The 25,928-nt window shown below is 42.7% G+C and carries 24 protein-coding genes and 5 pseudogenes; 17 read left to right on the top strand and 12 right to left on the bottom strand.

Features of this window, described 5'->3' with window-relative positions; translation table 11 throughout:
- Positions 1–61 precede the first annotated feature (61 nt).
- Positions 62–1,105: an IS630 family transposase gene (locus VL20_RS09855; RefSeq protein WP_052276385.1), complete on the top strand. Its 1,044-nt coding sequence runs from the start codon at positions 62–64 to the stop codon at positions 1,103–1,105.
- Here the strand turns inward: VL20_RS09855 and VL20_RS09850 are convergent.
- On the bottom strand, positions 1,102–1,608 hold the full coding sequence (locus VL20_RS09850; protein WP_052276384.1) for an ISAs1 family transposase: 507 nt from the start codon (positions 1,606–1,608) through the stop codon (positions 1,102–1,104). The two genes, VL20_RS09855 and VL20_RS09850, sit on opposite strands and share 4 nt — an antisense overlap.
- Before the next feature lie 144 nt (positions 1,609–1,752).
- Between VL20_RS09850 and VL20_RS09845 the strand changes: the two genes are divergently transcribed.
- From VL20_RS09845 to VL20_RS09835, 3 genes are all read left to right on the top strand, one after another.
- Entirely contained in the window at positions 1,753–1,956 is a 204-nt protein-coding gene (locus VL20_RS09845) for a PIN domain-containing protein (protein WP_284526076.1), read from the top strand.
- A 503-nt stretch (positions 1,957–2,459) separates the two neighbouring features.
- The gene (locus VL20_RS09840) at positions 2,460–2,675 is read left to right on the top strand and encodes a type II toxin-antitoxin system HicA family toxin (RefSeq protein ID WP_002767633.1); all 216 of its coding nucleotides are present in this window, start codon (positions 2,460–2,462) and stop codon (positions 2,673–2,675) included.
- Positions 2,662–2,901, top strand: coding sequence for a type II toxin-antitoxin system HicB family antitoxin (locus VL20_RS09835; protein ID WP_043996231.1), 240 nt, complete (start codon positions 2,662–2,664; stop codon positions 2,899–2,901). The genes VL20_RS09840 and VL20_RS09835 overlap by 14 nt, the downstream gene beginning before the upstream one ends.
- A 158-nt stretch (positions 2,902–3,059) precedes the next feature.
- Here the strand turns inward: VL20_RS09835 and VL20_RS09830 are convergent, their stop codons facing one another.
- From VL20_RS09830 to VL20_RS09820, 3 genes and pseudogenes are all read right to left on the bottom strand, one after another.
- Entirely contained in the window at positions 3,060–3,380 is a 321-nt protein-coding gene (locus VL20_RS09830; protein ID WP_052276383.1) for a DUF2887 domain-containing protein, read from the bottom strand.
- Positions 3,381–3,417: 37 nt separating this feature from the next.
- On the bottom strand, positions 3,418–4,302 hold the full coding sequence (locus tag VL20_RS09825) for an Rpn family recombination-promoting nuclease/putative transposase (RefSeq protein WP_052276382.1): 885 nt from the start codon (positions 4,300–4,302) through the stop codon (positions 3,418–3,420).
- A 387-nt stretch (positions 4,303–4,689) separates the two neighbouring features.
- Positions 4,690–5,135 (bottom strand): annotated as a pseudogene (locus VL20_RS09820) (DUF29 domain-containing protein).
- 175 nt (positions 5,136–5,310) lie between these two features.
- Here VL20_RS09820 and VL20_RS09815 point away from each other — a divergent pair.
- A complete protein-coding gene (locus tag VL20_RS09815; RefSeq protein ID WP_052276379.1) occupies positions 5,311–5,898 on the top strand; it encodes a DUF3782 domain-containing protein in 588 nt (195 codons plus the stop codon).
- A gap of 209 nt (positions 5,899–6,107) precedes the next feature.
- On the top strand, positions 6,108–6,827 hold the full coding sequence (locus tag VL20_RS09810) for a Uma2 family endonuclease (RefSeq protein ID WP_052276381.1): 720 nt from the start codon (positions 6,108–6,110) through the stop codon (positions 6,825–6,827).
- Between the two features lie 6 nt (positions 6,828–6,833).
- Here the strand turns inward: VL20_RS09810 and VL20_RS31095 are convergent.
- Positions 6,834–7,013 (bottom strand): annotated as a pseudogene (locus VL20_RS31095) (30S ribosomal protein S6); the annotation flags it as partial.
- 240 nt (positions 7,014–7,253) lie between these two features.
- Positions 7,254–7,730, bottom strand: a complete 477-nt coding sequence (locus tag VL20_RS09800; protein WP_284526075.1) for a PEP-CTERM sorting domain-containing protein — start codon at positions 7,728–7,730, stop codon at positions 7,254–7,256.
- Positions 7,731–8,449: 719 nt separating this feature from the next.
- Between VL20_RS09800 and VL20_RS09795 the strand changes: the two genes are divergently transcribed.
- Entirely contained in the window at positions 8,450–9,037 is a 588-nt protein-coding gene (locus VL20_RS09795; protein ID WP_052276379.1) for a DUF3782 domain-containing protein, read from the top strand.
- Between the two features lie 209 nt (positions 9,038–9,246).
- Entirely contained in the window at positions 9,247–9,930 is a 684-nt protein-coding gene (locus tag VL20_RS09790; protein ID WP_052276378.1) for a Uma2 family endonuclease, read from the top strand.
- Here VL20_RS09790 and rpsF read toward each other — a convergent pair whose 3' ends face one another.
- The gene (gene rpsF / locus VL20_RS09785; RefSeq protein WP_004161283.1) at positions 9,931–10,320 is read right to left on the bottom strand and encodes a 30S ribosomal protein S6; all 390 of its coding nucleotides are present in this window, start codon (positions 10,318–10,320) and stop codon (positions 9,931–9,933) included.
- A 145-nt stretch (positions 10,321–10,465) separates the two neighbouring features.
- On the opposite strand from rpsF, the gene VL20_RS09780 reads away from it, so the two are divergent.
- Entirely contained in the window at positions 10,466–11,257 is a 792-nt protein-coding gene (locus VL20_RS09780) for a fumarylacetoacetate hydrolase family protein (RefSeq protein ID WP_052276377.1), read from the top strand.
- Here the strand turns inward: VL20_RS09780 and tpiA are convergent.
- Positions 11,244–11,968 (bottom strand): annotated as a pseudogene (tpiA, locus tag VL20_RS09775) (triose-phosphate isomerase). The gene VL20_RS09780 and the pseudogene tpiA overlap by 14 nt on opposite strands.
- Before the next feature lie 157 nt (positions 11,969–12,125).
- Between tpiA and VL20_RS09770 the strand changes: the two are divergent.
- On the top strand, positions 12,126–12,890 hold the full coding sequence (locus VL20_RS09770; protein WP_052276376.1) for a metallophosphoesterase family protein: 765 nt from the start codon (positions 12,126–12,128) through the stop codon (positions 12,888–12,890).
- On the opposite strand, the gene VL20_RS09765 is transcribed toward VL20_RS09770, so the two are convergent.
- The 3 genes and pseudogenes from VL20_RS09765 to pgl all read right to left on the bottom strand — a co-directional run bounded on the left by VL20_RS09765 (position 12,809) and on the right by pgl (position 15,756).
- Entirely contained in the window at positions 12,809–14,056 is a 1,248-nt protein-coding gene (locus VL20_RS09765) for a site-2 protease family protein (RefSeq protein WP_052276375.1), read from the bottom strand. The two genes, VL20_RS09770 and VL20_RS09765, sit on opposite strands and share 82 nt — an antisense overlap.
- A 104-nt stretch (positions 14,057–14,160) precedes the next feature.
- Positions 14,161–14,797, bottom strand: a pseudogene (locus tag VL20_RS09760) (FHA domain-containing protein).
- Positions 14,798–15,035: 238 nt separating this feature from the next.
- Positions 15,036–15,756 (bottom strand): annotated as a pseudogene (pgl, locus tag VL20_RS09755) (6-phosphogluconolactonase).
- 393 nt (positions 15,757–16,149) lie between these two features.
- Here pgl and VL20_RS09750 point away from each other — a divergent pair.
- Together VL20_RS09750 and VL20_RS09745 are read left to right on the top strand one after the other, a co-directional pair.
- Positions 16,150–16,941, top strand: a complete 792-nt coding sequence (locus VL20_RS09750; RefSeq protein ID WP_052276374.1) for an HpsJ family protein — start codon at positions 16,150–16,152, stop codon at positions 16,939–16,941.
- 1,355 nt (positions 16,942–18,296) lie between these two features.
- Positions 18,297–19,028 carry an undecaprenyl-phosphate galactose phosphotransferase family protein gene (locus VL20_RS09745; RefSeq protein WP_002760967.1) on the top strand — a complete coding sequence of 244 codons (732 nt, stop codon included), beginning with the start codon at positions 18,297–18,299 and terminating at the stop codon, positions 19,026–19,028.
- Between the two features lie 368 nt (positions 19,029–19,396).
- On the opposite strand, the gene VL20_RS09740 is transcribed toward VL20_RS09745, so the two are convergent.
- Entirely contained in the window at positions 19,397–19,969 is a 573-nt protein-coding gene (locus VL20_RS09740; RefSeq protein WP_052278426.1) for a Uma2 family endonuclease, read from the bottom strand.
- 209 nt (positions 19,970–20,178) lie between these two features.
- Between VL20_RS09740 and ileS the strand changes: the two genes are divergently transcribed.
- The 5 genes from ileS (at position 20,179) to VL20_RS09715 (ending at position 25,737) form a co-directional block, all read left to right on the top strand.
- Positions 20,179–23,037, top strand: a complete 2,859-nt coding sequence (gene ileS, locus VL20_RS09735; protein ID WP_052276373.1) for an isoleucine--tRNA ligase — start codon at positions 20,179–20,181, stop codon at positions 23,035–23,037.
- A 230-nt stretch (positions 23,038–23,267) separates the two neighbouring features.
- Positions 23,268–23,507, top strand: a complete 240-nt coding sequence (locus VL20_RS32480; RefSeq protein WP_284526073.1) for a hypothetical protein — start codon at positions 23,268–23,270, stop codon at positions 23,505–23,507.
- Positions 23,508–24,079: 572 nt separating this feature from the next.
- Positions 24,080–24,442, top strand: coding sequence for a photosynthetic/respiratory NAD(P)H-quinone oxidoreductase subunit C (gene ndhC / locus VL20_RS09725; RefSeq protein WP_002739390.1), 363 nt, complete (start codon positions 24,080–24,082; stop codon positions 24,440–24,442).
- Positions 24,443–24,489: 47 nt separating this feature from the next.
- Positions 24,490–25,233: a photosynthetic/respiratory NAD(P)H-quinone oxidoreductase subunit K gene (ndhK, locus tag VL20_RS09720; RefSeq protein WP_002760976.1), complete on the top strand. Its 744-nt coding sequence runs from the start codon at positions 24,490–24,492 to the stop codon at positions 25,231–25,233.
- On the top strand, positions 25,234–25,737 hold the full coding sequence (locus VL20_RS09715; protein ID WP_052276371.1) for an NAD(P)H-quinone oxidoreductase subunit J: 504 nt from the start codon (positions 25,234–25,236) through the stop codon (positions 25,735–25,737).
- Positions 25,738–25,928 lie beyond the last annotated feature (191 nt).

The raw sequence follows: 25,928 nt of genomic DNA, 5'->3' as shown, positions 1-25,928 counted from the left end.
TACTCAAGGACAATAATATAGTTTAAGAGTCATAATTAGAAGCAAAGCACTCATTAAAAACATGATTAACCTAGAATTCACGGAAGAAGAAAAGAACTCACTGTATTATGAAAGATTTCATCATCCCCATCCCCGGGTTCAACTGAAGATGGAAGTTCTCTGGTTAAAAAGCCAAAAGATACCGCACCAAAAAATTTGTCAGTTAGCAGGAATCTCGCCAAATACCTTATTAACCTATCTTCGCGATTATCAAGAAGGCGGAATAGAAAAATTAAAAGAAATCAACTTCTATCGCCCTAAAAGTGAATTAGAGTTTCAAAAAGAAACCCTCAAAAAATACTTCGAGAAAAATCCACCAGCCACAATAAATGAAGCTGTATATAGGATAGAAGAATTGACGGGAATAAAACGAAGTCCTACCCAAGTGAGAAAATTTTTAAAATCAATGGGAATGAAATGTTTAAAAGTAGGTTCTCTTCCTTCTAAAGCTGACCCAGATGAACAAGAGGACTACAAAGAAAAAAAGCTAGAACCCAGACTAAATGAGGCAAAAGAAGGAAAAAGGGCTGTTTTTTTTGTTGATGCCGCTCACTTCGTCATGGGAGCATTTCTCGGTTTTGTTTGGTGTTTTGAGAGACTTTTTGTTAAGTCACCGAGCGGGCGTAAACGCTTCAATGTTTTAGGAGCATTAAATGCAATAACTCATGAAGTTATTCTGGTAACATATGACAATTATATTACGGCAACTCAAGTCTGTGAACTCCGGTCAAAAATAGCTGCTTTAGGACTAATGATTCCCATCACTCTAGTCTTAGATAATGCCCGCTATCAAAAATGTAAAATTGTTGAAGAATTGGCTCTTTCTTTGTCAATAGAACTGCTCTATCTGCCGTCTTATTCACCTAATCTAAATTTAATTAAAAGGCTGTGGAAATTGGTCAAAAAGAAATGTTTATATGGTAAATATTATGAAAACTTTTCTGACTTTTCTTCAGCCATTTATGAATGTTTGAATGATGCCCATTTGAAACATAAAAAAGAACTGGATTCCTTGCTGACTCTACGATTTCAGAAGTTTAATAAATCTCAGATTATGAACGTCTAAAGTATAACATCGAGTACCCAATGGAGACTATTTTCAATACTCCAATGTCCGCGAATCACCTCGGCGTGTTTTTGGGCATCCGCTGCTAAACTACTGATGAAGAAGCGAATTTCTGTAGTAGTTTTATTCCATAATTGGCGGACACTGCGAACCATGACTACGGTGGTTAGGCCAGGCCACAGACTCTGCCGATGCAGGGGCGGTAATTGGGACACCGGCACCACCCAAATTTGACGGGTTTCGATCCGGTGATGCCCCGACTCCACCTTTTCGTGGTAGCTGTATTCAATCCCTTGCCAATCCCCGGCTATAGCTTGGTCAAACCAGCCTTCTACTTGTTGAAAGAGCTTGCCCTGATTGCCTTTGAGGGCTAAGACGTCATCTCCGCCCCCAGACTTGATTTGTTGGGCAATTTCCGTCTGGGTTCCCATGGCATCCAAAGTGACTATCGCTCCCTTGAGATTGAGCAATTGCACTTCTGAGCGGCACGGCGGTAATTTCATTGGATTTACTGTCCACTTTTTCTTGGGCTAAGACTAACCCATGTTCGCTACTCCAAGCACTTATTGGAGTGGAGAAATAATTGGAAGGATTTGGCAAAACTTTAAGTTTTTTATGTCCCGATTGATGATTTTGAGTTAGCTGAAATGGAGGCTTTGGGAGTAATTCCTCGTGAAGATGTAGGAGTCTATTTAACGGCAAAAGTTGGTCAATCTCAATGTTTTATATCTGCTAATCATAAGTTAATTAAGATTTTGGTTCAACAAACAGGTGAATTTGAATGTTTAACGCCTTCTGAATTTGTAAATAAGTATCTAAATTCTTTAAATAAAAAAATAAGGCTATTTTAATCCTCGTTTAACCGCTTTAGCTAACGCCATTGATTTTTTAAATTGTCTTTTTTCCTAAGTCTTAACAACATTAGGTTGGTCTTATTTTTTACCTAAAGTAACTCAATTGTCAAGGCTTTTTTTATTTAGTTTTGTAACAATTTAGCAACAAAAAAGGCACAGGCAACAAAGACTAAATCGCTCTTAAAATAAGCGATTTACTGTTAAGAACATCAATCGGGGACTTATTGAAAACTCTAATTTTTGACCAAGAGAAATCAAAGATAATCCCCGACCTTTTAATTAGCATTGACTAAATCTTCTAGCACTGGTGAGCCAAGGAAAAGGGAGACAACAGAAGAGCAAAAACCTGTACTCCCCCGCTTCCCTGCTTCCCCTCTCCCCTGGTCCCGCTCCCCTGCTTCTCCACTAACCGCTCAATGGTCGAAATCCTTATATAATAAAAATTATACAAGACTTGTCACACCCTCCAGCAAATTACCTTATCCAGCAAATCTTGACTGATGCCCAAAAAAATCAGAGAATTAAAACAAATGCTCAAAAAAGCTGGATTTATTGATTTTCCGGGAAAAGGCAGTCACAACCATTGGTTACACCCTCTATATACAGGAAAAATCACCCTATCGGGAAAAGACGGAGCAGATGCTAAACGTTACCAAGAACAAGAAGTCAAAAATGCTATTGAAGAGGTCAGGAGAAAAGAAGATGAAAAAACTTAAATATAGAATAGTGCTTCAGTGGTCTGATGAAGATAATTGTTATCTAGTTGGCTTACCCGACTTTCCTGGACAAAAATGGCGGACTCATGGTAATACTTATGCTGAAGCTGTGAAAAATGCTGAAGAAGTCCTAGAATCTCTGATACAACTTTATCAGAAATTAGGGGAATCTTTACCTCATCCTGAGATAACTAAAAAGGGAGAAATTTTGACAAAAATAAATTAACAAAACTAGAAGAATACTTAGAAGTTTACCCTACTCTCACCTATTGCTACCAGAACTATACAGGATACCGAAAGGAAGATTGTCATTGCGAGGGGAGATTGAGAGATTCTCCCTTTTGGGGAAAAGTAATCCCTCCCCGAAGCAATCTCTCAAAAGTTTTAATTGTTCTGATTGGTAATAAATTGATGAACAATCTCAACTTTTAGATTTAATTCCCGCGCAATTTGTTCTTCATTAAGTCCCAACCTAACCAGAAGCGGAATTGTTTCCATTTTACCTTCAATTTTACCTTCAATTTTTCCTTCTTTCTTAGCTTCTTGATAAAACTTGGTTTGTTTCCATTCCGTGAGATTAAACATGGCTTCTAACTCCTGGCGACTTTTCTGCGGAAATTTGTAGATAATAATCTTCTCGATTAACTCGATAACATTTCTTTGAGTGTTAGGGTCAACAATCTGTTGGCGAGTTTGGTCAATCAAGGATTAAACCTATTTTAGTAAATTAGCCAAGGTTTGGTTAATTGTTCTGATTGGTAATAAATTGACGAACAATCTCAACTTTTAGATTTAATTCCCGCGCAATTTGTTCTTCATTAAGTCCCAACCTAACCAGAAGGGGAATTGTTTCTAATTTCCCTTCAAGTTTTCCTTCAAGTTTTCCTTCAAGTTTCCCTTCAAGTTTCCCTTCAAGTTTTCCTTCAAGTTTTCCTTCAAGTTTTCCTTCAAGTTTTCCTTCAAGTTTTCCCTCTTCCTTAGCTTCTTGATAAAACTTGGTTTGTTTCCATTCCGTGAGATTAAACATGGCTTCTAACTCCTGGCGACTTTTCTGCGGAAATTTGTAGATAATAATCTTCTCGATTAACTCGATAACATTTCTTTGAGTGTTAGGGTCAACAATCTGTTGGCGAGTTTGGTCAATCAAGGATTGAACCTGTTCTGGTGCTTTTTTCGTGCTGATGACGATAAACTGGAGGATACTTATCCCAAGAGATGGAGGGGACTCACCCTCGATTTCATCGAGATATATCCGTTGCATCTGCTCTAAGTTTAGCAAATTCTGGTAAGCGAGGGGAAACCCGGTGTCTAAGCGTCGCCTTCCCCAGATAATTACGGGACAGCAAGTACGTTCAGGCTTATACTGCTTGAGATAGAGGAAAATTTGAGTGATGAATCGCCAATAAAAATCCTCATCCTTTTGAAATTGAACTTCCACAAAGTAAAGCGGATAATCTGGGGGGTCTGCATCGGGAATAAATACCCCATCGAGTCGGAAAGCTAATTCTTTGATTTCGACTGATTTAAATTGATAATTTTGCGCCAGATTGGGAGATTTTCCTAGCAGTTGAAAGAGAAGTTCGGGAAAGACTTGAAATAAGGTATAAAATATTTTATCAGTTTTCATTATTTGAGTAAATACAATTGAAGCCAACTGTACTACTTTTAGGGTTCCAAGTCAATAGTTTTTTGGTGGATTTTTGTTAAGTTTTATCAAAATAATTTGAAAATAATTTTCTCCAGAAAAAAACTACCTTTCCTTGTTCTAATTGTTCTAATTCTTGGCTCTTCGTTACTTGTTATGGTTCGATAGGGGGGCATAAATCGGCTAAATCCTTATCTGGCAAGAGACTTAATTGATTAGTTCGCTCTAGATAAAAACAATTGACAAAAATCGCTAAATGCCTTTCTCTATAAGGGTTCCATCCCTTATAACCCCCGTCCATTGCATAACACAAACCGAAGAGCCTAATTCTTTAATTGCTGTCATAACATCCTTTTCTTGATCTGATTTTTATGGCAACCAAGAGCGATCTAGTAATTCTTCTAGTAAGTAAGGACATTGAGAGGGAAAATCACAGTATTCACTGGTTTTATTTTGACAAAACCTAACGCATCTTGGTAGATAGAGTTTAATTCTTCTTCTCAAGAATTGCGGAGATTAGCCGTCATTTTTCGCCTTAATTGAGTCCGAAAATTATAAATTTCTTCCTGCTAATGAATTGTCTTATATTCTGCCTATTTTGTTCAGTATTGCAGTAATAATAGATGGCGGATAATCTGTTCTGAAAGACTGGCTACCGCATTTTTCTTTTCTTTGCCAAAATCCTCTAATTCCTCGATTAAATGTTCTAAGTCTAGCTGTTGAAATTGATGATTTCTAAGCAAGCTAACGGTTTCTCCTAGCCATTGAGAGTCATCAATCTCATAGAGTTGTTTTAAGGCGTGAATTCTTTGCATCATTGATTGTCTCCATTAGCAGTTTTATCGTTTTGAGTATCTTGACATCAGGGAAGTTTAGTGATTAACATAAAATTTACTCCATCGCATTGGTAAATTAGTCAAAAATCTTCCTCGTGAATCGGCAAAATTCAGTAAAATAGCAATAGACCAAATCAGAGAGAAAAAATTAGCTATGGCAACTACATCCGAAGACGTATGGCGACTCTTAGTCGAATTAGCGACTGCTCAAGCTGAATTAACTGCCGCTCAAAAAGAAACCGACAAACAACTGAAGGAAGTTAGTCAGCAACAGAAGAAAACTGACAAACAACTCAAAGAATTAGGTCAGCAAATTGGGGGACTCGGTGCAAAATTCGGCAGCTTTACCGAAGGACTTGCCCTCCCTTCAATGGAAACGATTCTCAGACAACGCTTTGGTATGGAAGTTGTTAGTCCCAGTGTGCGAGTCAGTAAAGATGGAAAACACCTAGAAATTGATGTTCTTGCCTATACCAATGGTCAGCTAAATACTGCCTATATCGTCGAGGTTAAAAGTCATGCTAGAGAGGAGTCTATTTCACAATTAAAAAGTATTTTGCAACGGTTTCGCCGCTTTTTCCCTGAACACAAAGATAAAAAACTCTATGGCATATTAGCGGCGGTTCATTTATCATCAGAATTACGGGAAAAAATTCTGCAAGAAGGGCTTTATGTGGCTCGGATTCATGACCAAGTATTTGAATTGGATATTCCCGATAATTTTCAACCTCGACTTTATTAAAAATTTAGATGTAATCCTAAATCCTGTTATTAAAAACTGATTATTTATTCCCCCCTTTGACTTTTGCATGAGTAGAAAACGGGTTTCTCGGAGAAACCCGTTTTCTGTGCGTTACTCAACGGATTTAGTATAAAAGGAGAGGGTTTCAAACCCAGGATTTGCGATGATACAATAAAGTTAGGCCAAAATGCGATCGCAAGAGATAAAGCATGGTTCAAGCACCCATCGAACCCCAACTTTTCTATCCTGACTCCGACGGTAAACCTATGGCCGACAACACAGTTCAATATCGCTGGATTGTTCGCTTGGTTGCCAATCTCAGGTATTTATTTAAGGAGCAAACCGTCTTTGTCGCCGGAGATTTGCTCTGGTATCCCCAGCAGGTAACTGTACCCCCCGCTCCCCGTCAAGCTCCCGATGCCATGGTAGTTTTCGGCCGTCCACCGGGTGAGCGCGGCAGCTATAAACAATGGGAAGAAGACAATATTGCTCCCCAGGTAGTGTTTGAAATCCTCTCTCCGAGCAATAGTGCCAGGGAAATGCTCAAAAAGCAGTCTTTCTATCGGGAGCATGGGGTATTAGAAATGTTTTTCTATGACCCAGACTCCCATGATTTCTGGGGATTGGTGCGACCCAATCAGCAAGAGGAATTTTTCCCAGTAACGGCCTTGAATTTTCCCTGGACTTCCCCAATCCTAGGGATTCGGTTTGAGATGTTTGAAGAGGGTTTAGAGGTCTTTTATCCCAATGGGGAACGATTTAAAGACCCTGAAACCCTCTTTGAGGAGCGCAACCAAGCACAACAAGAACGCAACCAAGCACAACAAGAACGCAACCAAGCACAACAAGAACGCGACCAAGCACAACAAGAACGTGATCGCGCTTTTGCCCGATTACGGGAATTGGGCATTGACCCAACACAGTTGTGACTATAATTAATCTTCCGCGGAGATACCGTCATCTTCCACCACCGCTTCGGTGATAGGAGAGGGGGGAATTTCCGTTAAGGGAGATAAATCCGCAGGGGGAGCCACCACGCGATCGAGTTTTAGGGTTAAATAACGAATAACCTCATCACTTAAACCCATGGCCCGTTCCATGGGGGCGACTTGTTGCTGAACGACTTCGTGAGACTCAAGAAGAAGCTCTACAAAATATCAAAGAGGCGATTGACTTATGTTGAGAAGTTAGAAAAGAAAAAGACCTACCTTTGACAATTATAAAATAGCAGGTTGGGCCTTGCTATTGCTCAACCCAACCCCTATTTTTCTATATGTAGGTAGGTGTTAAAAACTGTCATATACCCTCCTTATTAAGGGGGGGATCAAGGGGGGATAAATCCCAAAGTTCCCAACTCAATTATCCTGTTTTGACTTCTTCCCTTGAGATAGTTTGCGCTGGCAGAAAGCACCCAATCCCAATAAACCCAAGCCTAAAATTGTGCTAGGTTCAGGGGTTGAGGTAATGACAAATTGACCGCTATTATCAAAAGCATTAATATCGTTGACACGAAACTGAAGAACAGTGCCATTAGTAATACCCGTAAAGCCTACATTTGTAAAGATGCTGGATAAAGGCACACCAGATAATGATAAATTTGTTGGTGGATTGGCATTGCCTAAACCATTGGCTGCATTAGCTGAGAATAGAGGAAAAAATCCCAGTGTGCTATTACCAATAAGTAGAGAACCATTGGGTTTACCTGGAAGTGTTCCCCCGGAACCCGTCGCGGCAGTTTGTCCCACACTGAATCCTGCAGCTGTTGTTTGGGTAATAATACCCGCAGCATTCATAGTCAATGTTCCAGACCAGACATCTACTGTTCCAGACACATTAACACTTAAGGTGTCTGACGGGAGAAAGTTTTGAGAAACCGTGAAAGTTGGCCCGGAAAAAACATTAGTCCCTAAAACAGTTGTGTTGGGAATAATTAGCTGAGCAGCTTGAACTGGTGATATTGCTAGAGCGCTAAAAGCAATGGCAGAGGAAGCGATCGCTATTTTTTGATAAGCTATTCTTCCCCCCCCCCCCGACAATCAATCAGTTTTACTAATGTCATGACTAAATGTCTCCTAAAAGATGGCGTTGCACTCGCAAAACTACCATTTTTGTCTGTAGATGTCAAGCCCTTGCCGTTAAATTTATCAAATCTTAAAAATACTCTAAGTTACTTAAGTAGTCGTGCAAAATTAATTTCTTAGTGAAGATAGGCGGCTCTTCTGGTTTCTGTGTGGAAACGAGGTCTATACTGATAGTTTATTCCGCCAAATAGCACTAAAAGTCTTGCCTGATAAGCATTTCACGATTCCATAAGCAAAAATTATCACACAAAGTCGAGAAGAGCCGATAGGCAAGAGGCAAAAGGCAAGAGGGGGTTAGATATGTGTAATTAATTTTGCTTAGGTACTTATAAAAATAAAGGTATGTTAGCGACAGCGTAACACGCCCTACTTATCGCTCTCTTACTCAAAGGCAAAAGCACTATCTTCTTCATGAATCGGCAAAATTCAGTAAAATAGCAATAGACCAAATCAGAGAGAAAAAATTAGCTATGGCAACTACATCCGAAGACGTATGGCGACTCTTAGTCGAATTAGCGACTGCTCAAGCTGAATTAACTGCCGCTCAAAAAGAAACCGACAAACAACTGAAGGAAGTTAGTCAGCAACAGAAGAAAACTGACAAACAACTCAAAGAATTAGGTCAGCAAATTGGGGGACTCGGTGCAAAATTCGGCAGCTTTACCGAAGGACTTGCCCTCCCTTCAATGGAAACGATTCTCAGACAACGCTTTGGTATGGAAGTTGTTAGTCCCAGTGTGCGAGTCAGTAAAGATGGAAAACACCTAGAAATTGATGTTCTTGCCTATACCAATGGTCAGCTAAATACTGCCTATATCGTCGAGGTTAAAAGTCATGCTAGAGAGGAGTCTATTTCACAATTAAAAAGTATTTTGCAACGGTTTCGCCGCTTTTTCCCTGAACACAAAGATAAAAAACTCTATGGCATATTAGCGGCGGTTCATTTATCATCAGAATTACGGGAAAAAATTCTGCAAGAAGGGCTTTATGTGGCTCGGATTCATGACCAAGTATTTGAATTGGATATTCCCGATAATTTTCAACCTCGACTTTATTAAAAATTTAGATGTAATCCTAAATCCTGTTATTAAAAACTGATTATTTATTCCCCCCTTTGACTTTTGCATGAGTAGAAAACGGGTTTCTCGGAGAAACCCGTTTTCTGTGCGTTACTCAACGGATTTAGTATAAAAGGACAGGGTTTCAAACCGAGGATTTGCGGTGATACAATAAAGCTAGGCAAAAATGCGATCGCAAGAGATAAAGCATGGTTCAAGCACCCATCGAACCCCAACTTTTCTATCCTGACTCCGACGGTAAACCTATGGCCGACAACACAGTTCAATATCGCTGGATTGTTCGCTTGGTTGCCAATCTCAAGTATTTATTTAAAGGGCAAACCGTCTTTGTCGCTGGAGATTTGCTCTGGTATCCCCAGCAGGTAACTGTACCCCCCGCTCCCCGTCAAGCTCCCGATGCCATGGTAGTTTTCGGCCGTCCACCGGGTGAGCGCGGCAGCTATAAACAATGGGAAGAAGACAATATTGCTCCCCAGGTAGTGTTTGAAATCCTCTCTCCGAGCAATAGTGCCAGGGAAATGCTCAAAAAGCAGTCTTTCTATCGGGAGCATGGGGTATTAGAAATGTTTTTCTATGACCCAGACTCCCATGATTTCTGGGGATTGGTGCGGGCCAATCAGCAAGAGGATTTTTTCCCAGTAACGGCCTTGAATTTTCCTTGGACTTCCCCAATCCTAGGGATTCGGTTTGAGATGTTTGAAGAGGGTTTAGAGGTCTTTTATCCCAATGGGGAACGATTTAAAGACCCTGAAACCCTCTTTGAGGAACGCAACCAAGCACAACAAGAACGCAACCAAGCACAACAAGAACGCGATCGCGCTTTTGCTCGATTACGGGAATTGGGCATTGACCCGACACAGTTGAGACTATAATTAATCTTCAGCGGAGATACCGTCATCTTCCACCACCGCTTCGGTGATAGGAGAGGGGGGAATTTCCGTTAGGGGAGATAAATCGGCAGGGGGGGCTACCACGCGATCGAGTTTTAGGGTTAAATAACGAATAACCTCATCACTTAAACGCATGGCCCGTTCCATGGGGGCGACTTGTTTGCCGGTTGCCTGATAATTCATCTGCACATAGACACCATCATTGAGTTTTTTGATGGGATAGGCCAGACGTTTTTTACCCCACACCTTAACTTGAATGTCTGTGGCGCTGTGTTCGCTAATCAGAGTTCGATAACGTTCCACTTGTTGCTGAACGACTTCTTCCCCTAAATCGGGACGGAGAATGTAAAGAGTTTCGTAGTTATTGCTCATCTCAGAATCCTTATGGACTAGAAGGCTTCTTTGTCAAGACCGGAGGTTAATTGATTTTAATAACTCTCTAGCCTTTAATAAAGAAGCAAGGATATATGATCATACTACTATCCGAGAGTCGATCGCTAGTCATTCCCAGAAAAATATGGCGCAACGCTATGTACGAGTGAAACATCGTCAAGGACAAATCTTCTACGGACTGTTACAGCTAAACCGTAGCGTTGCTGTCTTTGATGCCCCTCCCTGGCAAGGAGGGCAACTAACCAAACTAGAATTAGAACCTGATAGCTACCAACTATTAGCCCCCTGTTTCCCGTCGAAAATTATTGCTGTGGGCAAAAATTACCGCGCCCACGCCGCCGAGATGGGAACACCTGTACCAGAAGAACCGCTTTTATTTCTCAAGCCACCGACGACAATTATCGGCGATGGTGAAACGATTTTCTATCCGCCCCAATCGGAAAGAGTAGATTATGAGGGAGAATTAGCATTAATTATCGGAGAAACCGCCAAAAACTGCACCACAGCCCAAGCCAGAAGCAAAATCTGGGGTTATACCATTGCTAACGATGTCACCGCTAGGGATTTACAGAAAAAAGATAGCCAATGGACGCGGGCGAAAGGATTTGACAGTTTTTGTCCCCTCGGCCCCTGGATTGTCCGGGAATTGAGTATCGGGGCGCAATTAACCACTTTTCTCAATGATGGCAGCGACCCCAAACAAAGCAGTTATCTCAGCGATATGGTCTTTCCCCCCGATGTCTTGGTGGCTTATATCTCCCAAGTGATGACCCTGCTGCCGGGGGATGTGATTTTAACGGGAACTCCCGAAGGAATCGGACCGCTGCAGGTGGGGGATCAGGTTCGGGTGGAAATAGAAGGCATCGGGGTTTTGGAAAATCGCGTCATGGCAGCAGCATCGATTAACGATAATTAACAATCCTAGCGAATACGGCGGGGTCTAGACTAGCCCCACCGACTAAAACCCCGTTTATCTGCGATTGAGCCATAATTTCATCGATATTATCGGTTTTACAGAACCACCGTACTGAATGGTGACTTCGGGATTGTCTAATTGTTGCCGAATTAAACCGATAACGCGGTTCGCTTCCTCGCTTTCGCAGGTTTCCCCCGTGCCAATCGCCCAGATGGGTTCGTAGGCGATAACGAGGTTTTTTTGGTCAACATTGACTAAACCCCCTTGAATTTGCTTGATAATTACCTTTTCCGTTTCTCCGGCATCTCTTTGGGCTTTACTTTCTCCCACGCAGATAATCGGGATTAAACCTTGTTTTTGGGCAGATATAACCCTTAAATTGACGGTTTCATCGGTTTCGCCGAAATATTGCCGGCGTTCACTGTGACCGATAACCACATAGTGAACCCCAATTTCGGTTAACATATCCGCCGAGATTTCGCCCGTATAAGCCCCCGATTTTTCCCAGTGGACATTTTGCGCCCCCAAGCGAATACGACCGCCGTGGAGGGTTTTAGAGAGGACAGCTAAAGCTGTAAAAGGCGCACAAAGAACCACTTCTCGGTCGTCGGGAGTTTCCTCTAGATGGGATTTAAAATCTTGCAAAAACTCCAAAGCTTCTCTCTGGGTTTTGTGCATTTTCCAGTTACCTGCAATAACAACTTTCGGCACAGCTTAATTAATTTAGTAGATTTGATAATTTATGGTACATTTTACTGTAAGCCTTTTTGTTACCCTAAGCAAGATCACCGATAATCGCTGTCTGTCATGAACAGATTTTTTTAATACTCTTACCTGTACCTATGCCCTAATCCCCTACCAAATCCTCATGCGAACCTTAGCGATCGGCGATATTCATGGTTGCTCGAAAGCTCTAGATCACTTGCTAGAGATCGTCAATCCCAAACCGCAAGATACTTTAATCACCCTCGGTGATTACGTTAATAAGGGCAGAGACTCGAAAGGGGTGATCGAGCGCCTTATTTCCCTACATAAACAGGGAAATTTGATTCCCCTCAAGGGTAATCACGAGATTATCATGCTACAGGCCCGTCACAACCCCCTCAAACAGCGTCTCTGGTTAGAAAAAGGCGGTAAAGCTACTCTAAAATCCTATAGCGAAGGCCAACTGATTAAAATTCCCGAATCCCACTGGGATTTTTTAGGAAAAGTCTGTATAAATAGCTACGAAACTGCAAATCATTTATTTGTTCACGCTAATCTCGATCCCCATCTACCCCTGGCCAGACAACCAGAATACAAACTCTTTTGGGAGAAATTTCAATACCCCGCCGCCCATAGTTCGGGAAAAACCATGATTTGCGGCCATACCAGCCAAAAAAGCGGTAAACCAGTTAATCTCGGCCATGCCATTTGTATCGATACTTGGGCTTACGGTAAAGGCTGGTTAAGTTGTTTAGATGTGGAAGCGGGGAAATTGTGGCAGGTTAACCAGCGAGGAAATTTTCGGATTAGCCATATTCAAGATTATTATCGTCCATCCTCTCTAGGTCAGGACATTAAGGAAGGTTCGCCGATTTTTGGCGGTTCGCTTTTGTCGAGAGCGGCAGCAATGACATTTAAGGGCAAATAACTGGGGTAAACTCCCTCGCGAGCGCGTTTAATATCCGTTTCCTCTAGGGGAAGTTGGTATTTAATCGCAATTGCCTTGAGGATATCGCCGCGATCAATCACTCCCGCTACGGCGGAGGCTGGTGTTAACACCGTGATCATGCGGTCTGGGATGGTTTCCAATTTTTGCACCACCGTCACTAAGGGGGTTTTTTCCTCAACAGTGGGAATTTCCGTGAGGGGATGGGCAATATCAAGCAGTTGTTTTTCTGACCAGAAACTCCGCTCGATCGCCTGTAAATCTTCCACCCGAATTAATCCCCGATAACGTCCCTCGGAAGCGGCAAAATAAGCAGTATTGGCAGCCGCTCGGTCTAAAACGTATTCCTGGACGAATTCCTCTAGGGTTTGATGGGCGTTTAAAACCCGCAAATTTCTGCTCATCACCTCTCCCGCTTGCAAATTGAGGAGACTTTCCTGTAAATTAGTTAAATTATCGTAGGCGCGGGCATTTCTGAGGATAAACCAGCCCATTAATCCTAACCAAGCACCCTCCACAGCTGCCGTCAAGAGAACCAAGAAAATCCCCAAAATAATCCCTAACCAACCGATGAATTGACCACTGATCGCAGCCCAATGTAAACCCTTCCAGCGATCGCCAGTTGCTTGCCAGACCATTGCTTTGAAAATTTGACCGCCATCGAGGGGTAAACCGGGGATAAGATTAAATAGAGCCAAAAACAGGTTAATTATCGCTAAATGCCCGCATATATAGGTTAAATTAGCGTTTAAATAGGGTAAGTGACTGGCTAGGGATAGGAGACAAAACAGGAGAAAACTGACGAGGGGTCCAGCGATCGCTACTTGCAGGGCCTCCGGAGGAGTCCGAGATTCTCGCTCGATCGAGGCCATTCCCCCAAAAAGAAACAGGGTAATGGAATTGACCTCGATGCCTTGCGACCGAGCCATTAAACTATGACCTAATTCGTGGAGTAAAACCGAGATAAATAGCAATAAAGCCATGATTAAACCAAGTAACCACGCTAAAACAGAACTCTGGCCAGCCAGAGACTGAATTTCTGCATCGGTGGCATTGATCAGGGTGACAAAAGCCAAAATCAAAAACCACGAGGAATCAATATAGAGAGGAATGCCCAATAAAGAGCCGATTCGCCAATTTGTACGCATAATTTTCAGTGGGGAAGTGGGAAGTGGGGAAGTGGGAAGTGGGGGAATGGGGAATTTAGCTGAAATTTCCCTATCACCCTAAATCCCTAACCCCCTAACCTTTTTTAAGACATTTGGAAAATAAAAGTCATTTTGTCCCCTTTACCGAGGGAAATGCGATCGCCTGCCCGAAGACGATGACGATTGCCGGGGGGTAGGGGATTGTGATTAACGTAGGTTCCGTTAGCGCTGCCGCTGTCTTCAAGGTAATAGATGCCCCTTCGACGCGGATATCGCCATGAACCCGGGAGACGATATCAGAATCGGGAAAACCGGAAACATCGATATCGGGGGGAATGCGATCGTTAGGTTTGCCGACATGAATTACCGATAGATGTAGGGGTAATTCAATTTTGCTATCGGTTTGTAGGTGCTGGAGACTAGCCATTTCCGTCTGTAAGCGGGTGGCAGCCGGAACCGGTGGGGGGGCAACAGGAGGAGGTGCGATCGAGGCGCCGGTGGCTGTGGGGACCGGTGGGACGGGTTCAGGTTCCGATTCCGATTCCGATTCGGCCTCGGCTGCCACCATGGGAACGGAATTAGGCTGTAAATTGTAGCCACACTGACCGCAAAAAGTAGCATCAGTTTGGATGGTTGCCCCACAACTAGGACAGGAAGACATCCGCGGTAAGGGGGTATAACAGGCCTCGCACTGACTGGCCTCATCGGGTTAATATGTTCGCAATTGGGACAAACGATCATTTTTAAGTAAAAAGTAAAAAGTAAAAAAGCAGATTAGGGGTTAGGTTTTAGGGTGTTGGGGTGTTGGGGTTTTAGGGTGTTGGGGTGTTGGGGTTTTAGGGTGTTGGGGTGGTCACTGCGTGCGCGTTGCGGGGGGTGTTAGGGTTTTGGGGTGTTGGGGTTTTAGTTGAAATTCCCCCATTCCCCATTCCCCCATTCCCCCATTCCCCCATTCCCCATTCCCCTATTCCCCTATTCTCTAGACAAAAGAGGAACCAGCGGCCGCATCGAGCAACCAATATAATTCCCGGCCGGGGGTGGATGAGACGGGAAGGATAGGAGAAAGAGTCACCATAGGCAGAGAAAATCTCATGTAGAGCGGGGCGTTTACTTTCGCCGGCAGCGATAAAGATCACACAACGGGCCTGATTGATCAGGGGAACGGTAAAAGTTAAGCGGGGATTGCCGTCTTTCTCGCCGACGGTGATACAGCGATCGCTCACCGTTAAAGCTGCCGTGTGGGGAAAGAGAGAGGCGGTGTGACCATCATCGCCCATTCCTAATAAAATCAGGTCAAAAACGGGAAAATCGGGAGAATTGACCCCAAACCATTGGCGGAGATGATCATCGTATTTTTGGGCGGCCAGGTGGGGATCGGGTTCATCCGTGGGCATAGGATGAATATTAGTGGCCGGGATCGGTATGCGATCGAGCCATGCTAATCGGGCCATGCGTTGATTACTGTCGGGATGATCGGGACTAACGTAGCGTTCATCTCCCCAGAAAACGTGAATTTTTGACCAGTCGAGGGGTTGAGAGGATAAAGCTTCGTAGAGAGGTTTCGGGGTACTACCGCCAGAAAGAGCGATCGTAAAATAATCCTGTTGGTCGAGGCCGGTTGTGATTTTTTCCAGAACCAGCGCCAGAGATTTTGCGATCAGAGCTTGTTTATCAGCTAAAACTTCCACCAATTTCTGCATGGGTTTTGTTATCAACTCAGGGGGGCTGTCTTTACTATAGGCTAACCATTGAGGACTCATCTGAGAGCTTGGGAAAATTTTATTCTTTGACAGTCTCTGTCTTAGGGAAGAGATCTGGGGAAAACCTCGTCTGAGAGCTTGGGAAAATTTTATTCTTTGACAGGGATAGGTTTACCGATGCCATATTGAGGTAATATTTCTAGAGTCGATTCTCGAAAGAGGTTGACAAGCAGAACGATTTAGCGTAGGGTTTAGCGGGAGGTTGAGCAAAAGTTAATTAGAAATTGCAGTTTGTCAGAGTGCCTCTCGGCAAAATCCTTCTGGGAACCCCCAGCGAGAACTTTTAAACAGACTAATGAATCTATTCATTGACATACCATTACAGAAACAGCGATGAACAGTTTTACTTCTTTGTCCCTGAAATTAACGGGATTGGTTTTCATTATTTCCTTCCTTTTGGATGCGTTTATCCTACCGCTGCCCTATCGATTTAATGAATCCCAATGGCAGGTAGGTTTCGTCACCACCTTTGTCGATCGAGGAATTGTTCCTCTTCTGGGTATCGTTCTCGTTTTAATCGCTTACTGGATTGACGCTAACAATAGAGATGTCATTCCTAGAAAATCACGCTTTGAATTGCGTTGGCCGATCTTTATTCTTTCCACACTGTTAGGCTTAGTTTTTCTGTTGATGATTCCTGTTCATATCAACAATATCAACCAGATTAAAAACAACGCTTTGACTCAAATTGAACAGGGTGTTGACCAGGGGGAGGGACAAATTCAAGCTTTCTTAGCCCAGTTAAATACGCTATCGCAAAATCCCCAACTATTAGACCAGCAGATCTCTCAGAGAACTCAAGTGATTGAAACTGGTCGTTTCCAAGGACAACCGATCAACACGGAACAGTTACAAACCCTTCGTCAACAAAGAGAGCAATTAACTAATTTACGCGATTTATCCAAAAGCCCGAAGGAATTTAAACAGAAATTAGATGAGATCAAAAATCAGCTACAAACTCAGCTGCAAGAGCGGCGAAAACAGGCAGAAAGCCAAGCCAACTTGGAGGCTTTGAAACAGTGGTTAAGAATTGGTATTCAAAGTATGTTGCTATCGATTTGCTATAGTTTGATCGGTTGGTTAGGCATTCGAGAACTAGGTAGTGTGAAAAAACGCACTGCCTAAGCAGGGGATTTATCTTAATGATCAAGTATAAAGTTTTCGTTTTCGGTACTCAGAATTCTCCGAGTCAGGAGACGAGCGCACACAAGAGCATACTTCATGCTTAGGATCAAATCTGTAACTACTTAAATATTCAGCCACAGGGCATCAGCAAATGATGCCCTTTTATTGATTAAACCTCTAATACTAAATCCTGTTTAAAAGGTATAGGGGAGCGGGAGAGTGGGAATTAGGAATTAGGAAGTGGCAAGAATAAATAAAAGTAATCTGCTGACTACTGACTCCCCAGACTACTGACTCCCCAGACTCCTGACTTGAAAGAGGGTGTAGGGTGTGGTGCGATTCGTTGGCTAGAAACTAGACAGTAAGACGTTTAGAGGATTAGCCGCTTGGTAAATGTAGTACCTTGATAACTTTATAACCATACAGGTGCGGGTTAGTAATAACCTTAGTCCTGTCCTCTAGATGCCTAGAGTGACGGCATTTCCTGCTGCTTTAGACTTGGTACATCTGAGGTAGTGAGCGAGGAAAAAAAGCGGTATCTGATAGCCTAAATCAGAAACCCGTTGAGCCAGAACCTATGGATAGCCCTGGGGCGAAGATACGAATTAACCATCGTCAACACCCACGAGCCAAAAGGCTGACAGGCTCGAAACAAAAGTTAACAGAGTTGGGGCTGATAGCTCATACCACTATCAGTAAGGCATTCCCGTTACTCTGTTGTGGACAGTATCATCCTAATGGTTCAACCAATGGTTATAGGGAACGAAGTAACCCTGATTGACTCTGCCCGTTTGGGGCAGTAGGAAACCATCCGCAAGTCAATAGAGGGAGAGGATGTCCTTAAAAGCCAAGGCTTTGAGTAATATCAAAGATATGCTGACAAAGGACGGGTAACTAGGAAGTCTAAGCAACAATCAACGGTCATATACGCCCTAAAACCAACAATCTTGTCTGGTGGGGATACAGCCAAGAGGGTTGAATAGACAAGGAAATAATAATTCCCATTATTATTCTACTAATGACAGTAGCCTAGTTACTCAGGAGCCGGATACGGCGAAAGTCGTAAGTCCGGTTTTGAAGCAGGGGGTGGGAAGGCGACTTCCTGCTCTACTGTAACGGGTGTGGGGTGTGGGGTGTAGGGAAGGAAACCTCTTTCATCTGTGGGGGTGAAAATTTTTTCATCGGGACTGACTCCTAATCCCAGCAACAAACTTTTTCAGTAAACCCTAATTAGAGATTTTTCAGTACAAAGGCTCTAAAATGGCCAGTGCCAGTTATTGGCCAGAAGACTTGTTTTTTCAGTCTTGTGGCTTTATCATGGGTACTGTGTGGTGTGTGTGATGTGAAGGAGTAAGATGACTGCTAATAGCCAACTTATCTCCGTCAAGGCTCTACAAGCTTTGATGAAGCGAGGGTTCAAACCTTCGGTCTCTGGTAGACGGCATCAAAAATCTTGGTTAATAGCTTTAGACGGCGATACCTCAAAACGATTATTCGATATCGTTTTCTCCCTATCGGTTCTAATTTTCTTTTCGCCGCTTTATTTAATCTTAGCCTTATTGATCGCGATTAGTTCCCCCGGTCCGGTCTTCTATGTGCAGAAGCGCGTCGGTCAAAACTTCCAGCATTTCAACTGTATCAAGTTCCGTACTATGGTAATGGATGCTGATAAGGTGTTAGAGAGACTGATGGAAGACTCTCCCCAACTGCGGGCGGAATTCGAGGATAATTTCAAGCTTAAGGACGATCCCCGTATAACTTGGATTGGCAAGTTTCTCCGCTTAACCAGTTTAGACGAGTTTCCCCAATTCTGGAACGTCCTGCGAGGAGATATGAGCGTCGTCGGTCCGCGGCCTTTAGTTCCCGAAGAATTGCAGAAATATGGCAATCGCATCGACAAAGTTTTAACTATTCGCCCCGGTTTGACTGGTTTATGGCAAGTTTCGGGACGTAATGACATACCCTATCCCCTGCGGGTGCAGATGGATGTGTATTACGTTAATTCGCGTAACTGGTTAACTGATATCTGGGTAATCTTCAGAACTATCGGTGTTGTGGTTTTTCCCAAAAATAACGGTGCTTACTAAAGCGGTGAATAGTAATTAAAAATTACTCACTGCTGTTTCAATGTAACTAATCGCTAGACTGGAGGAGAGAAGGGCAAAAATTGCTTTTTTCTCCTCTTTTTTTGATAAAGATTATGACAGTAATACTAAGTAGTCATGCAAAATTAATTACCTGCCCGATCGAGCTAAAACCCTTACGGGGCAATGATCGTCATGTGTAAATAATTTTGCCTAGGTACTTAAATCTGGTTATTAAAGACTGATTATTTATTCCCCTTTTTGCATGAGTGCATGAGCAGAAAACGGGTTTCGTTTCTCGGAGAAACCCGTTTTCTGTGCGTTACTCAACGGATTTAGTATAATTAAGTGAAGTCAAAAAAGAATGGCAATTATACCAAACCGGGGACTTTGCGATAGATAGAAGCGAGCGATCCCCGGAATCCTACACTGGCAAATTCTACCTCATCTCCCGCTTCATAGATCTGTTCTTGCCAAACTCCCGAATCCTCGCGACGGTGACATTCAATTTTCCTCTGGTTTTGATGGATAAGAATGTATTCTTTTAAGGTGGGACAGGTTTGATAATCGCTAAATTTATCACCCCTATCAAAGGATTCCGTCGATTTCGATAATACTTCAATAATCAGAACGGGATAAAGAATAAAATCATCAGTATTGTTAATCTCTCTCTCGTCACAAACCACCGCAATATCGGGATAATAATAACAATTTGCCTCCTCTAACCGGACTTTGATATCGGAAGTGAGAACAAGACAGGGACTATCATCGAGATGGATACTCAATAAAGTAGCTATATTTGTATTTAAGACAATATGGGGCTTTTTTGCCCCTACCATTGCGTAAATCCGTCCTTTTCGGTATTCGTGCTTGATGGGACTGACTCTTTCCCCTTCTAGATACACTTCTGGAGAGACATAAAAAAAATTAGGATTCGTCACCATCGTCCCCATGCTCCCTATCCTCGAATAACTAAATTATAGCCTTTCGGAATCATCGCTCTTGGACTCAATCTCGCTAGACTTATAGATCAATGATTGTCACTTGTAATATTTGTATTACAGTTATGTGACAGAATAGAGATAACGACTCTCAAAGGGACGTTATTTAGGAATGAATCCCAAAAACGATTGATATCCATAGGTTTGCCAGAATGTCCAACGCTAAAAGTTACAAAGATACCGTTAATTTGCCTCAAACTGACTTTGATATGCGAGCAAATGCCAGCAAACGTGAGCCAGAAATCCAGAAATTCTGGCAAGATGAGCAAATATATGAGAAATTAGCGCAAAATAACCCCAAAGAATTATTTATTCTCCACGATGGACCCCCCTACGCTAACGGGTCCCTGCATATCGGTCATGCTTTAAATAAAATTCTCAAAGACATTATCAATAAATATAAACTGCTGCAAGGCTACAAAGTGCGCTATGTGCCGGGTTGGGATTGTCACGGGTTGCCGATCGAACTAAAGGTTTTACAAAGTCTCAAAAGCTCAGAAAAAGAGGGTCTAACCCCTTTGAAATTACGTCAGAAAGCCCACGATTTTGCCCTTCAAACGCAAAAAGAACAGTGTGAAGGTTTCAAAAGGTATGGAGTCTGGGGAGACTGGGAAAATCCCTATTTAACCCTAAAACCTGAATACGAGGCCGCTCAAATTGCCGTATTCGGAAAAATGGCCCTAAAAGGTTATATTTATCGGGGACTAAAACCAGTTCACTGGAGTCCTAGTTCTCAAACCGCTTTAGCTGAGGCCGAATTAGAATATCCCGAAGGTCACACTTCCCGCAGTGTCTATGTTGCTTTTCCAATTACGTCAGTTTCAACCCCGGTTTTAACGCCATTTTTGCCTAATTTATCCGTGGCTATCTGGACGACTACCCCCTGGACTTTACCCGGGAATTTGGCCGTCGCATTGAACCCAGAATTAAACTATTCAGTGGTGGAAACTAGCGAGTCTAATTATCTAATCGTAGCGACGGATTTAGTCGAAAAATTGGCCGACACTTTTAACACAACTTTGACGATTAAAGCAACGGTTAAAGGTCTGGAATTAGAACATACTAAATATCGTCATCCTTTGTTTGACAGAGAAAGTGCGATTCTCATCGGTGGGGATTATGTCACCACTGATTCCGGCACTGGATTAGTTCATACGGCCCCTGGCCATGGTCAGGAGGATTATATCGTCGGACAACGTTACGGTTTACCGATACTTTCTCCCGTGGATGATAAGGGAAATTTCACCGCAGAAGCGGGACAATTTGCGGGTTTAAATGTCTTGAAAGATGCTAATGAAGCAATAATTTTAGCACTGACAGAAAAGGGTGCCTTACTCAAAGAAGAAGCATATCAGCATAAATATCCCTACGATTGGAGAACCAAAAAACCGACAATTTTCCGCGCAACAGAACAATGGTTTGCTTCCGTGGAAGGATTCCGGGAATTAGCTTTAGACGCAATTGATTCGGTGCGTTGGATTCCTGCAACGGGTAAGAATCGCATCACTTCTATGGTTAGTGAAAGAAGCGATTGGTGTATCTCTCGTCAGCGCAGTTGGGGGGTTCCTATTCCTGTTTTTTATGACGAAGAAACGAATGAACCTCTGTTAACGGAGGAGACGATTAATCACGTTCAAGCTATCTTCGCAGTTAAGGGTTCTAATGCTTGGTGGGAGTTATCCGTAGAGGAATTGTTACCTCTCAGTTATCGCGATAATGGTCGCAGTTATCGCAAGGGAATGGATACTATGGATGTGTGGTTTGATTCTGGTTCTAGTTGGAATGCGGTGGCTAATGCTCGACCAGAATTAAGTTATCCTGCGGATATGTATCTAGAAGGATCGGATCAGCATCGGGGATGGTTTCAATCGAGTTTATTAACCAGTGTCGCTGCTAATGGTATTGCTCCCTATAAAACGGTGTTAACTCACGGTTTTGTTTTGGATGAACAGGGACGAAAAATGAGTAAATCTCTGGGGAATGTCATCGATCCCAATGTGATCATTAATGGTGGTAAAGACCAGAAAAAAGAACCCGCTTATGGGGTGGATGTGATTCGGTTATGGGTGTCCTCGGTGGACTATACCAATGATGTGAATATCGGTCAAAATATTCTTAAACAGTTGGTAGATATCCGTAATAAAATCCGTAATACTGCCAGGTTTTTACTGGGGAGTTTAAATGATTTTGATCCCGTTAAAGATGCGGTAGCTTATGAAGAGCTACCGGAGATCGATCGCTATATGTTACATCGTATCTCGGAGGTGTTTACGGAAGTAACGGCAGCTTTTGAAAGTTTCCAATTTTTCCGCTTTTTCCAGACGGTACAGAATTTTTGTGTTGTCGATTTATCTAACTTTTATATCGACATCGCTAAGGATCGTTTATACATTTCTGATCCTAATTCTTTCCGTCGTCGCAGTTGTCAAACAGTTTATGCTATTGCTTTAGAAAATCTTGCTAAAGCGATCGCTCCTGTCCTGTCTCATCTAGCGGAAGATATCTGGCAATTTCTCCCCTACAAAACTCCTTATTTATCGGTATTTGAGTCAGGATGGCTCAACATCGATCCTGCTTGGAATAATCGCGAATTGGCCGATAAATGGGCGAAATTCCGGCAGCTACGCACCGAAGTTAATAAGGTGATGGAAACTGCCAGAAATGATAAGGCGATCGGTGCTTCTTTAGAGGCAAAAGTTTTACTTTATGTTCCCGATGAAACCTTACAACAGGAGCTAGAATTATTCAACAATTGTGATAGTTTAACGGGGAATAAAGTCGATGAATTGCGTTATCTATTTCTCTCTTCTCAAGTGGAATTAGTTAGTGATATTAGCGCAATTCAAACCGCCGAATATAAAGGAGAATCGGACTTTGTTTCGGTGGGAATTGTCAAAGCGGACGGAGAAAAATGCGATCGCTGTTGGAATTATTCGACTCAAGTGGGAAAATTTGCCGATGATCCCACTATTTGTGAGCGCTGTAATGCCGCTTTAAAAGGAGAGTTCTAAGCTAAATTAAAAGGGTGCTTTATTGTCTAATAAAGTACCCTTGTTTAATCCTCAGCTAAAAAAAAACTTATTCACAGGTATTAACTCTAGCGAATAGATAATTAGGGATGGAAGATTACCAATCAGCTTTTTTACAACGTCATCAAGATACAGAAATACTTTGTAAATCTAATAGGAAAATAGCTGCTATGCACTTTGGAGGTATTACGATCGAATGTTTTCTGAAATCTATGATCTTAGCTTCGGTATCCAGTCAAGAATGGAAAACTGATTCCAATAACCCCGGACATACTATAACTAATCCGGGTCACAGTTTGACAACTGCTTTAAAACGTCATAATCGTCTCTATTCGAGAGTTCAAAATTTTCCAGAGGTGAGAAAATGGATTAATATAGTAGAAAAACCTAGTCAAAATTTGATAAATATGCGTTATTCCAGCAGTGAACCAAATGTGGTTATCAGCGTATAAAAGTCTGAAAAGTTGGCTTCATAAACAAGCTACTCAACTTTGAGGAGATAGTTATGTCAGAAACTTGGTTAAGATCAATGAAACAAAATTGATTATTTTAATTGGCTTAGTAAATTAAATCTAATTAACCCTTTTCAACGGTAAAAAAATATCCATCCTGATATACTTGATCGCAAGTCCATTTCCCGGAGCCAAAATAAAGCGATCGCTTTTCTGAGCGGGTGCATTAACAAAGTATAGTGGGTCTGACAGCATTTCTCCTAATTTAGACTGCCTATGGGAAATTTTAGTACAAATGCTCGGACTGGCAATTCTGGCACTCCCATGCAGTCTTAACGAGTAATCTGGATAGTCAGCAGTCCATTATGGTCATTTCCTTGTCACCCCGTCAGAGTTAAGAGCAAAGCACGGACAGAAGCGAAGTTTGACCCGACGATTAGCTAATGGTATCGATAAACATCTTCAATGCTGCTTTTGAGAAGGAGACGGGTTGCTAAAGCCTCTATAATAAGTACCCATAGAGATGCCGACAACTTCCCCTGTCGATAGCGAATAAGGAGAAAAAAAACCCAGTGTTTGTCCTCAAAGGTTACGAGTATTTTCTAGGATTTCTGCTCGCTTGCAGTTTAGTACCAATCCTATCCCTAACTGCCTCCAAAGTCCTGCGGCCTAGTGGTGGCGGTCCAGAAAGACGTACCACCTATGAATCGGGGATGGAACCGATCGGCGGTGCTTGGATTCAGTTTAACATTCGTTATTATATGTTTGCCCTCGTTTTCGTGGTTTTTGACGTGGAAACCGTCTTTCTCTACCCTTGGGCAGTAGCTTTCAATCAATTGGGCCTATTAGCTTTTGTAGAAGCATTGATCTTTATTGCTATCCTTGTGGTTGCTCTCGTCTATGCTTGGCGGAAAGGAGCCTTAGAATGGTCATAACGGCCATAATTTTCCTTATTTTTGACTTTTCATGAGAGGATAACCGGATGAGTCCCAACCCTACCAGCGAATTTAAGCAAATTATCGAACAACAAAGCGAAAAAATCCTCAATCCCATCGAACGCACCAAAGTTACCCAGGATTTATCGGAAAATGTCATCCTTACCACCGTTGATGACCTGTATAACTGGGCGCGTTTGTCAAGTCTTTGGCCGATGCTATACGGTACAGCTTGCTGTTTTATCGAGTTCGCGGCCTTGATTGGTTCCCGTTTTGATTTTGATCGCTTTGGTTTAGTTCCCCGTTCTAGTCCCCGGCAGGCCGATTTAATCATCACTGCCGGTACAATCACCATGAAAATGGCCCCCGCTTTGGTGCGTCTGTATGAAGAAATGCCAGAACCTAAATACGTTATCGCCATGGGTGCCTGTACGATTACGGGGGGAATGTTCAGCAGTGACTCCACCACCGCAGTCAGAGGGGTAGATAAACTTATCCCCGTGGATGTCTATATACCCGGTTGTCCCCCCCGTCCAGAAGCGATTATCGACGCGATTATTAAACTGCGGAAAAAAGTCGCTAACGAATCTATTCAAGAACGTGGGACTGTCCTCCAGCAAACCAATCGTTATTACAGCACCACCCACAAAATGCAGGCCACAGAACCGATTCTCACAGGTAAATATCTACAATCGGCCACCCGTCAAGCACCCCCGAAAGAGTTACTAGAAGCCACTGGTATGCCTGTTCCCCCCGCTCTTTTGACCACGAAACAAAAGGAAGAAATCTAAATGACTGAAGAAACGACAGCTATTGTGCAAGCTTGCCCCACTTCGATTTGGTTAAGCGAAAATGGTTTTGAGCATCAAGCTTTAGAAGCTGACCATAGTGGTGTGGAATTGATTAAAGTAGAACCAGACTTTTTAATTCCTCTGGCCACTGCTTTATACGCTTATGGTTTTAATTATCTCCAATGTCAGGGCGCTTACGATTTGGGACCGGGGAAAGAATTGGTTAGTTTCTATCATCTGGTCAAAGTAACCGATAATGTCGATAGTCCCGTGGAAGTGCGCTTAAAAGTCTTTCTTCCTCGAGATAATCCCCGGGTTGCTTCGGTTTACTGGATTTGGAAAGCGGCTGACTGGCAAGAAAGAGAAAGTTATGATATGTTCGGCATTATTTATGAAGGACATCCCCACCTGAAACGGATTTTAATGCCGGAAGATTGGGTCGGTTGGCCTCTACGCAAAGATTACGTTTCTCCCGAATTCTACGAACTACAGGACGCTTACTAAGTCGAGAATTTAATCACTAAGTAGGGAGGCAAAATTATTTGTAGGATGGGTTAGCGGTAGCGTAACCCATGCAGGCTTTGGGTTTCATGCTTCAACCCAACCTTGTATCTTGAGAAGTAGGCAACCCGTCCCAACCTAGGTAAAAAATACCGCTTTGTAGCTTGGGTGCCTATATTCTGAAAAAGGGCGTG

Origin of the sequence: Microcystis panniformis FACHB-1757 (assembly GCF_001264245.1) — a bacterium.
Taxonomy (GTDB): Bacteria; Cyanobacteriota; Cyanobacteriia; order Cyanobacteriales; family Microcystaceae; genus Microcystis; species Microcystis panniformis.
Note: the sequence above shows the minus strand (reverse complement) of the source record. Positions and strands in the feature narration are given on the sequence as shown.

What these genes read in the sequence shown, in the direction of transcription:
- VL20_RS09745 (WP_002760967.1), top strand. Translation starts at nt 18,297, where the DNA reads ATGACTGCTAATAGCCAACTTATCTCCGTCAAGGCTCTACAAGCTTTG.
- VL20_RS32480 (WP_284526073.1), top strand. Translation starts at nt 23,268, where the DNA reads ATGATCTTAGCTTCGGTATCCAGTCAAGAATGGAAAACTGATTCCAAT.
- VL20_RS09770 (WP_052276376.1), top strand. Translation starts at nt 12,126, where the DNA reads ATGCGAACCTTAGCGATCGGCGATATTCATGGTTGCTCGAAAGCTCTA.
- VL20_RS09825 (WP_052276382.1), bottom strand. Translation starts at nt 4,302, where the DNA reads ATGAAAACTGATAAAATATTTTATACCTTATTTCAAGTCTTTCCCGAA.
- VL20_RS09835 (WP_043996231.1), top strand. Translation starts at nt 2,662, where the DNA reads ATGAAAAAACTTAAATATAGAATAGTGCTTCAGTGGTCTGATGAAGAT.
- VL20_RS09750 (WP_052276374.1), top strand. Translation starts at nt 16,150, where the DNA reads ATGAACAGTTTTACTTCTTTGTCCCTGAAATTAACGGGATTGGTTTTC.
- rpsF (WP_004161283.1), bottom strand. Translation starts at nt 10,320, where the DNA reads ATGAGCAATAACTACGAAACTCTTTACATTCTCCGTCCCGATTTAGGG.
- VL20_RS09790 (WP_052276378.1), top strand. Translation starts at nt 9,247, where the DNA reads ATGGTTCAAGCACCCATCGAACCCCAACTTTTCTATCCTGACTCCGAC.
- VL20_RS09765 (WP_052276375.1), bottom strand. Translation starts at nt 14,056, where the DNA reads ATGCGTACAAATTGGCGAATCGGCTCTTTATTGGGCATTCCTCTCTAT.
- VL20_RS09740 (WP_052278426.1), bottom strand. Translation starts at nt 19,969, where the DNA reads ATGGTGACGAATCCTAATTTTTTTTATGTCTCTCCAGAAGTGTATCTA.
- ileS (WP_052276373.1), top strand. Translation starts at nt 20,179, where the DNA reads ATGTCCAACGCTAAAAGTTACAAAGATACCGTTAATTTGCCTCAAACT.
- VL20_RS09780 (WP_052276377.1), top strand. Translation starts at nt 10,466, where the DNA reads ATGGCGCAACGCTATGTACGAGTGAAACATCGTCAAGGACAAATCTTC.
- VL20_RS09845 (WP_284526076.1), top strand. Translation starts at nt 1,753, where the DNA reads ATGGAGGCTTTGGGAGTAATTCCTCGTGAAGATGTAGGAGTCTATTTA.
- VL20_RS09850 (WP_052276384.1), bottom strand. Translation starts at nt 1,608, where the DNA reads ATGAAATTACCGCCGTGCCGCTCAGAAGTGCAATTGCTCAATCTCAAG.
- VL20_RS09795 (WP_052276379.1), top strand. Translation starts at nt 8,450, where the DNA reads ATGGCAACTACATCCGAAGACGTATGGCGACTCTTAGTCGAATTAGCG.
- VL20_RS09855 (WP_052276385.1), top strand. Translation starts at nt 62, where the DNA reads ATGATTAACCTAGAATTCACGGAAGAAGAAAAGAACTCACTGTATTAT.
- ndhK (WP_002760976.1), top strand. Translation starts at nt 24,490, where the DNA reads ATGAGTCCCAACCCTACCAGCGAATTTAAGCAAATTATCGAACAACAA.
- VL20_RS09810 (WP_052276381.1), top strand. Translation starts at nt 6,108, where the DNA reads ATGGTTCAAGCACCCATCGAACCCCAACTTTTCTATCCTGACTCCGAC.
- VL20_RS09715 (WP_052276371.1), top strand. Translation starts at nt 25,234, where the DNA reads ATGACTGAAGAAACGACAGCTATTGTGCAAGCTTGCCCCACTTCGATT.
- VL20_RS09815 (WP_052276379.1), top strand. Translation starts at nt 5,311, where the DNA reads ATGGCAACTACATCCGAAGACGTATGGCGACTCTTAGTCGAATTAGCG.
- VL20_RS09840 (WP_002767633.1), top strand. Translation starts at nt 2,460, where the DNA reads ATGCCCAAAAAAATCAGAGAATTAAAACAAATGCTCAAAAAAGCTGGA.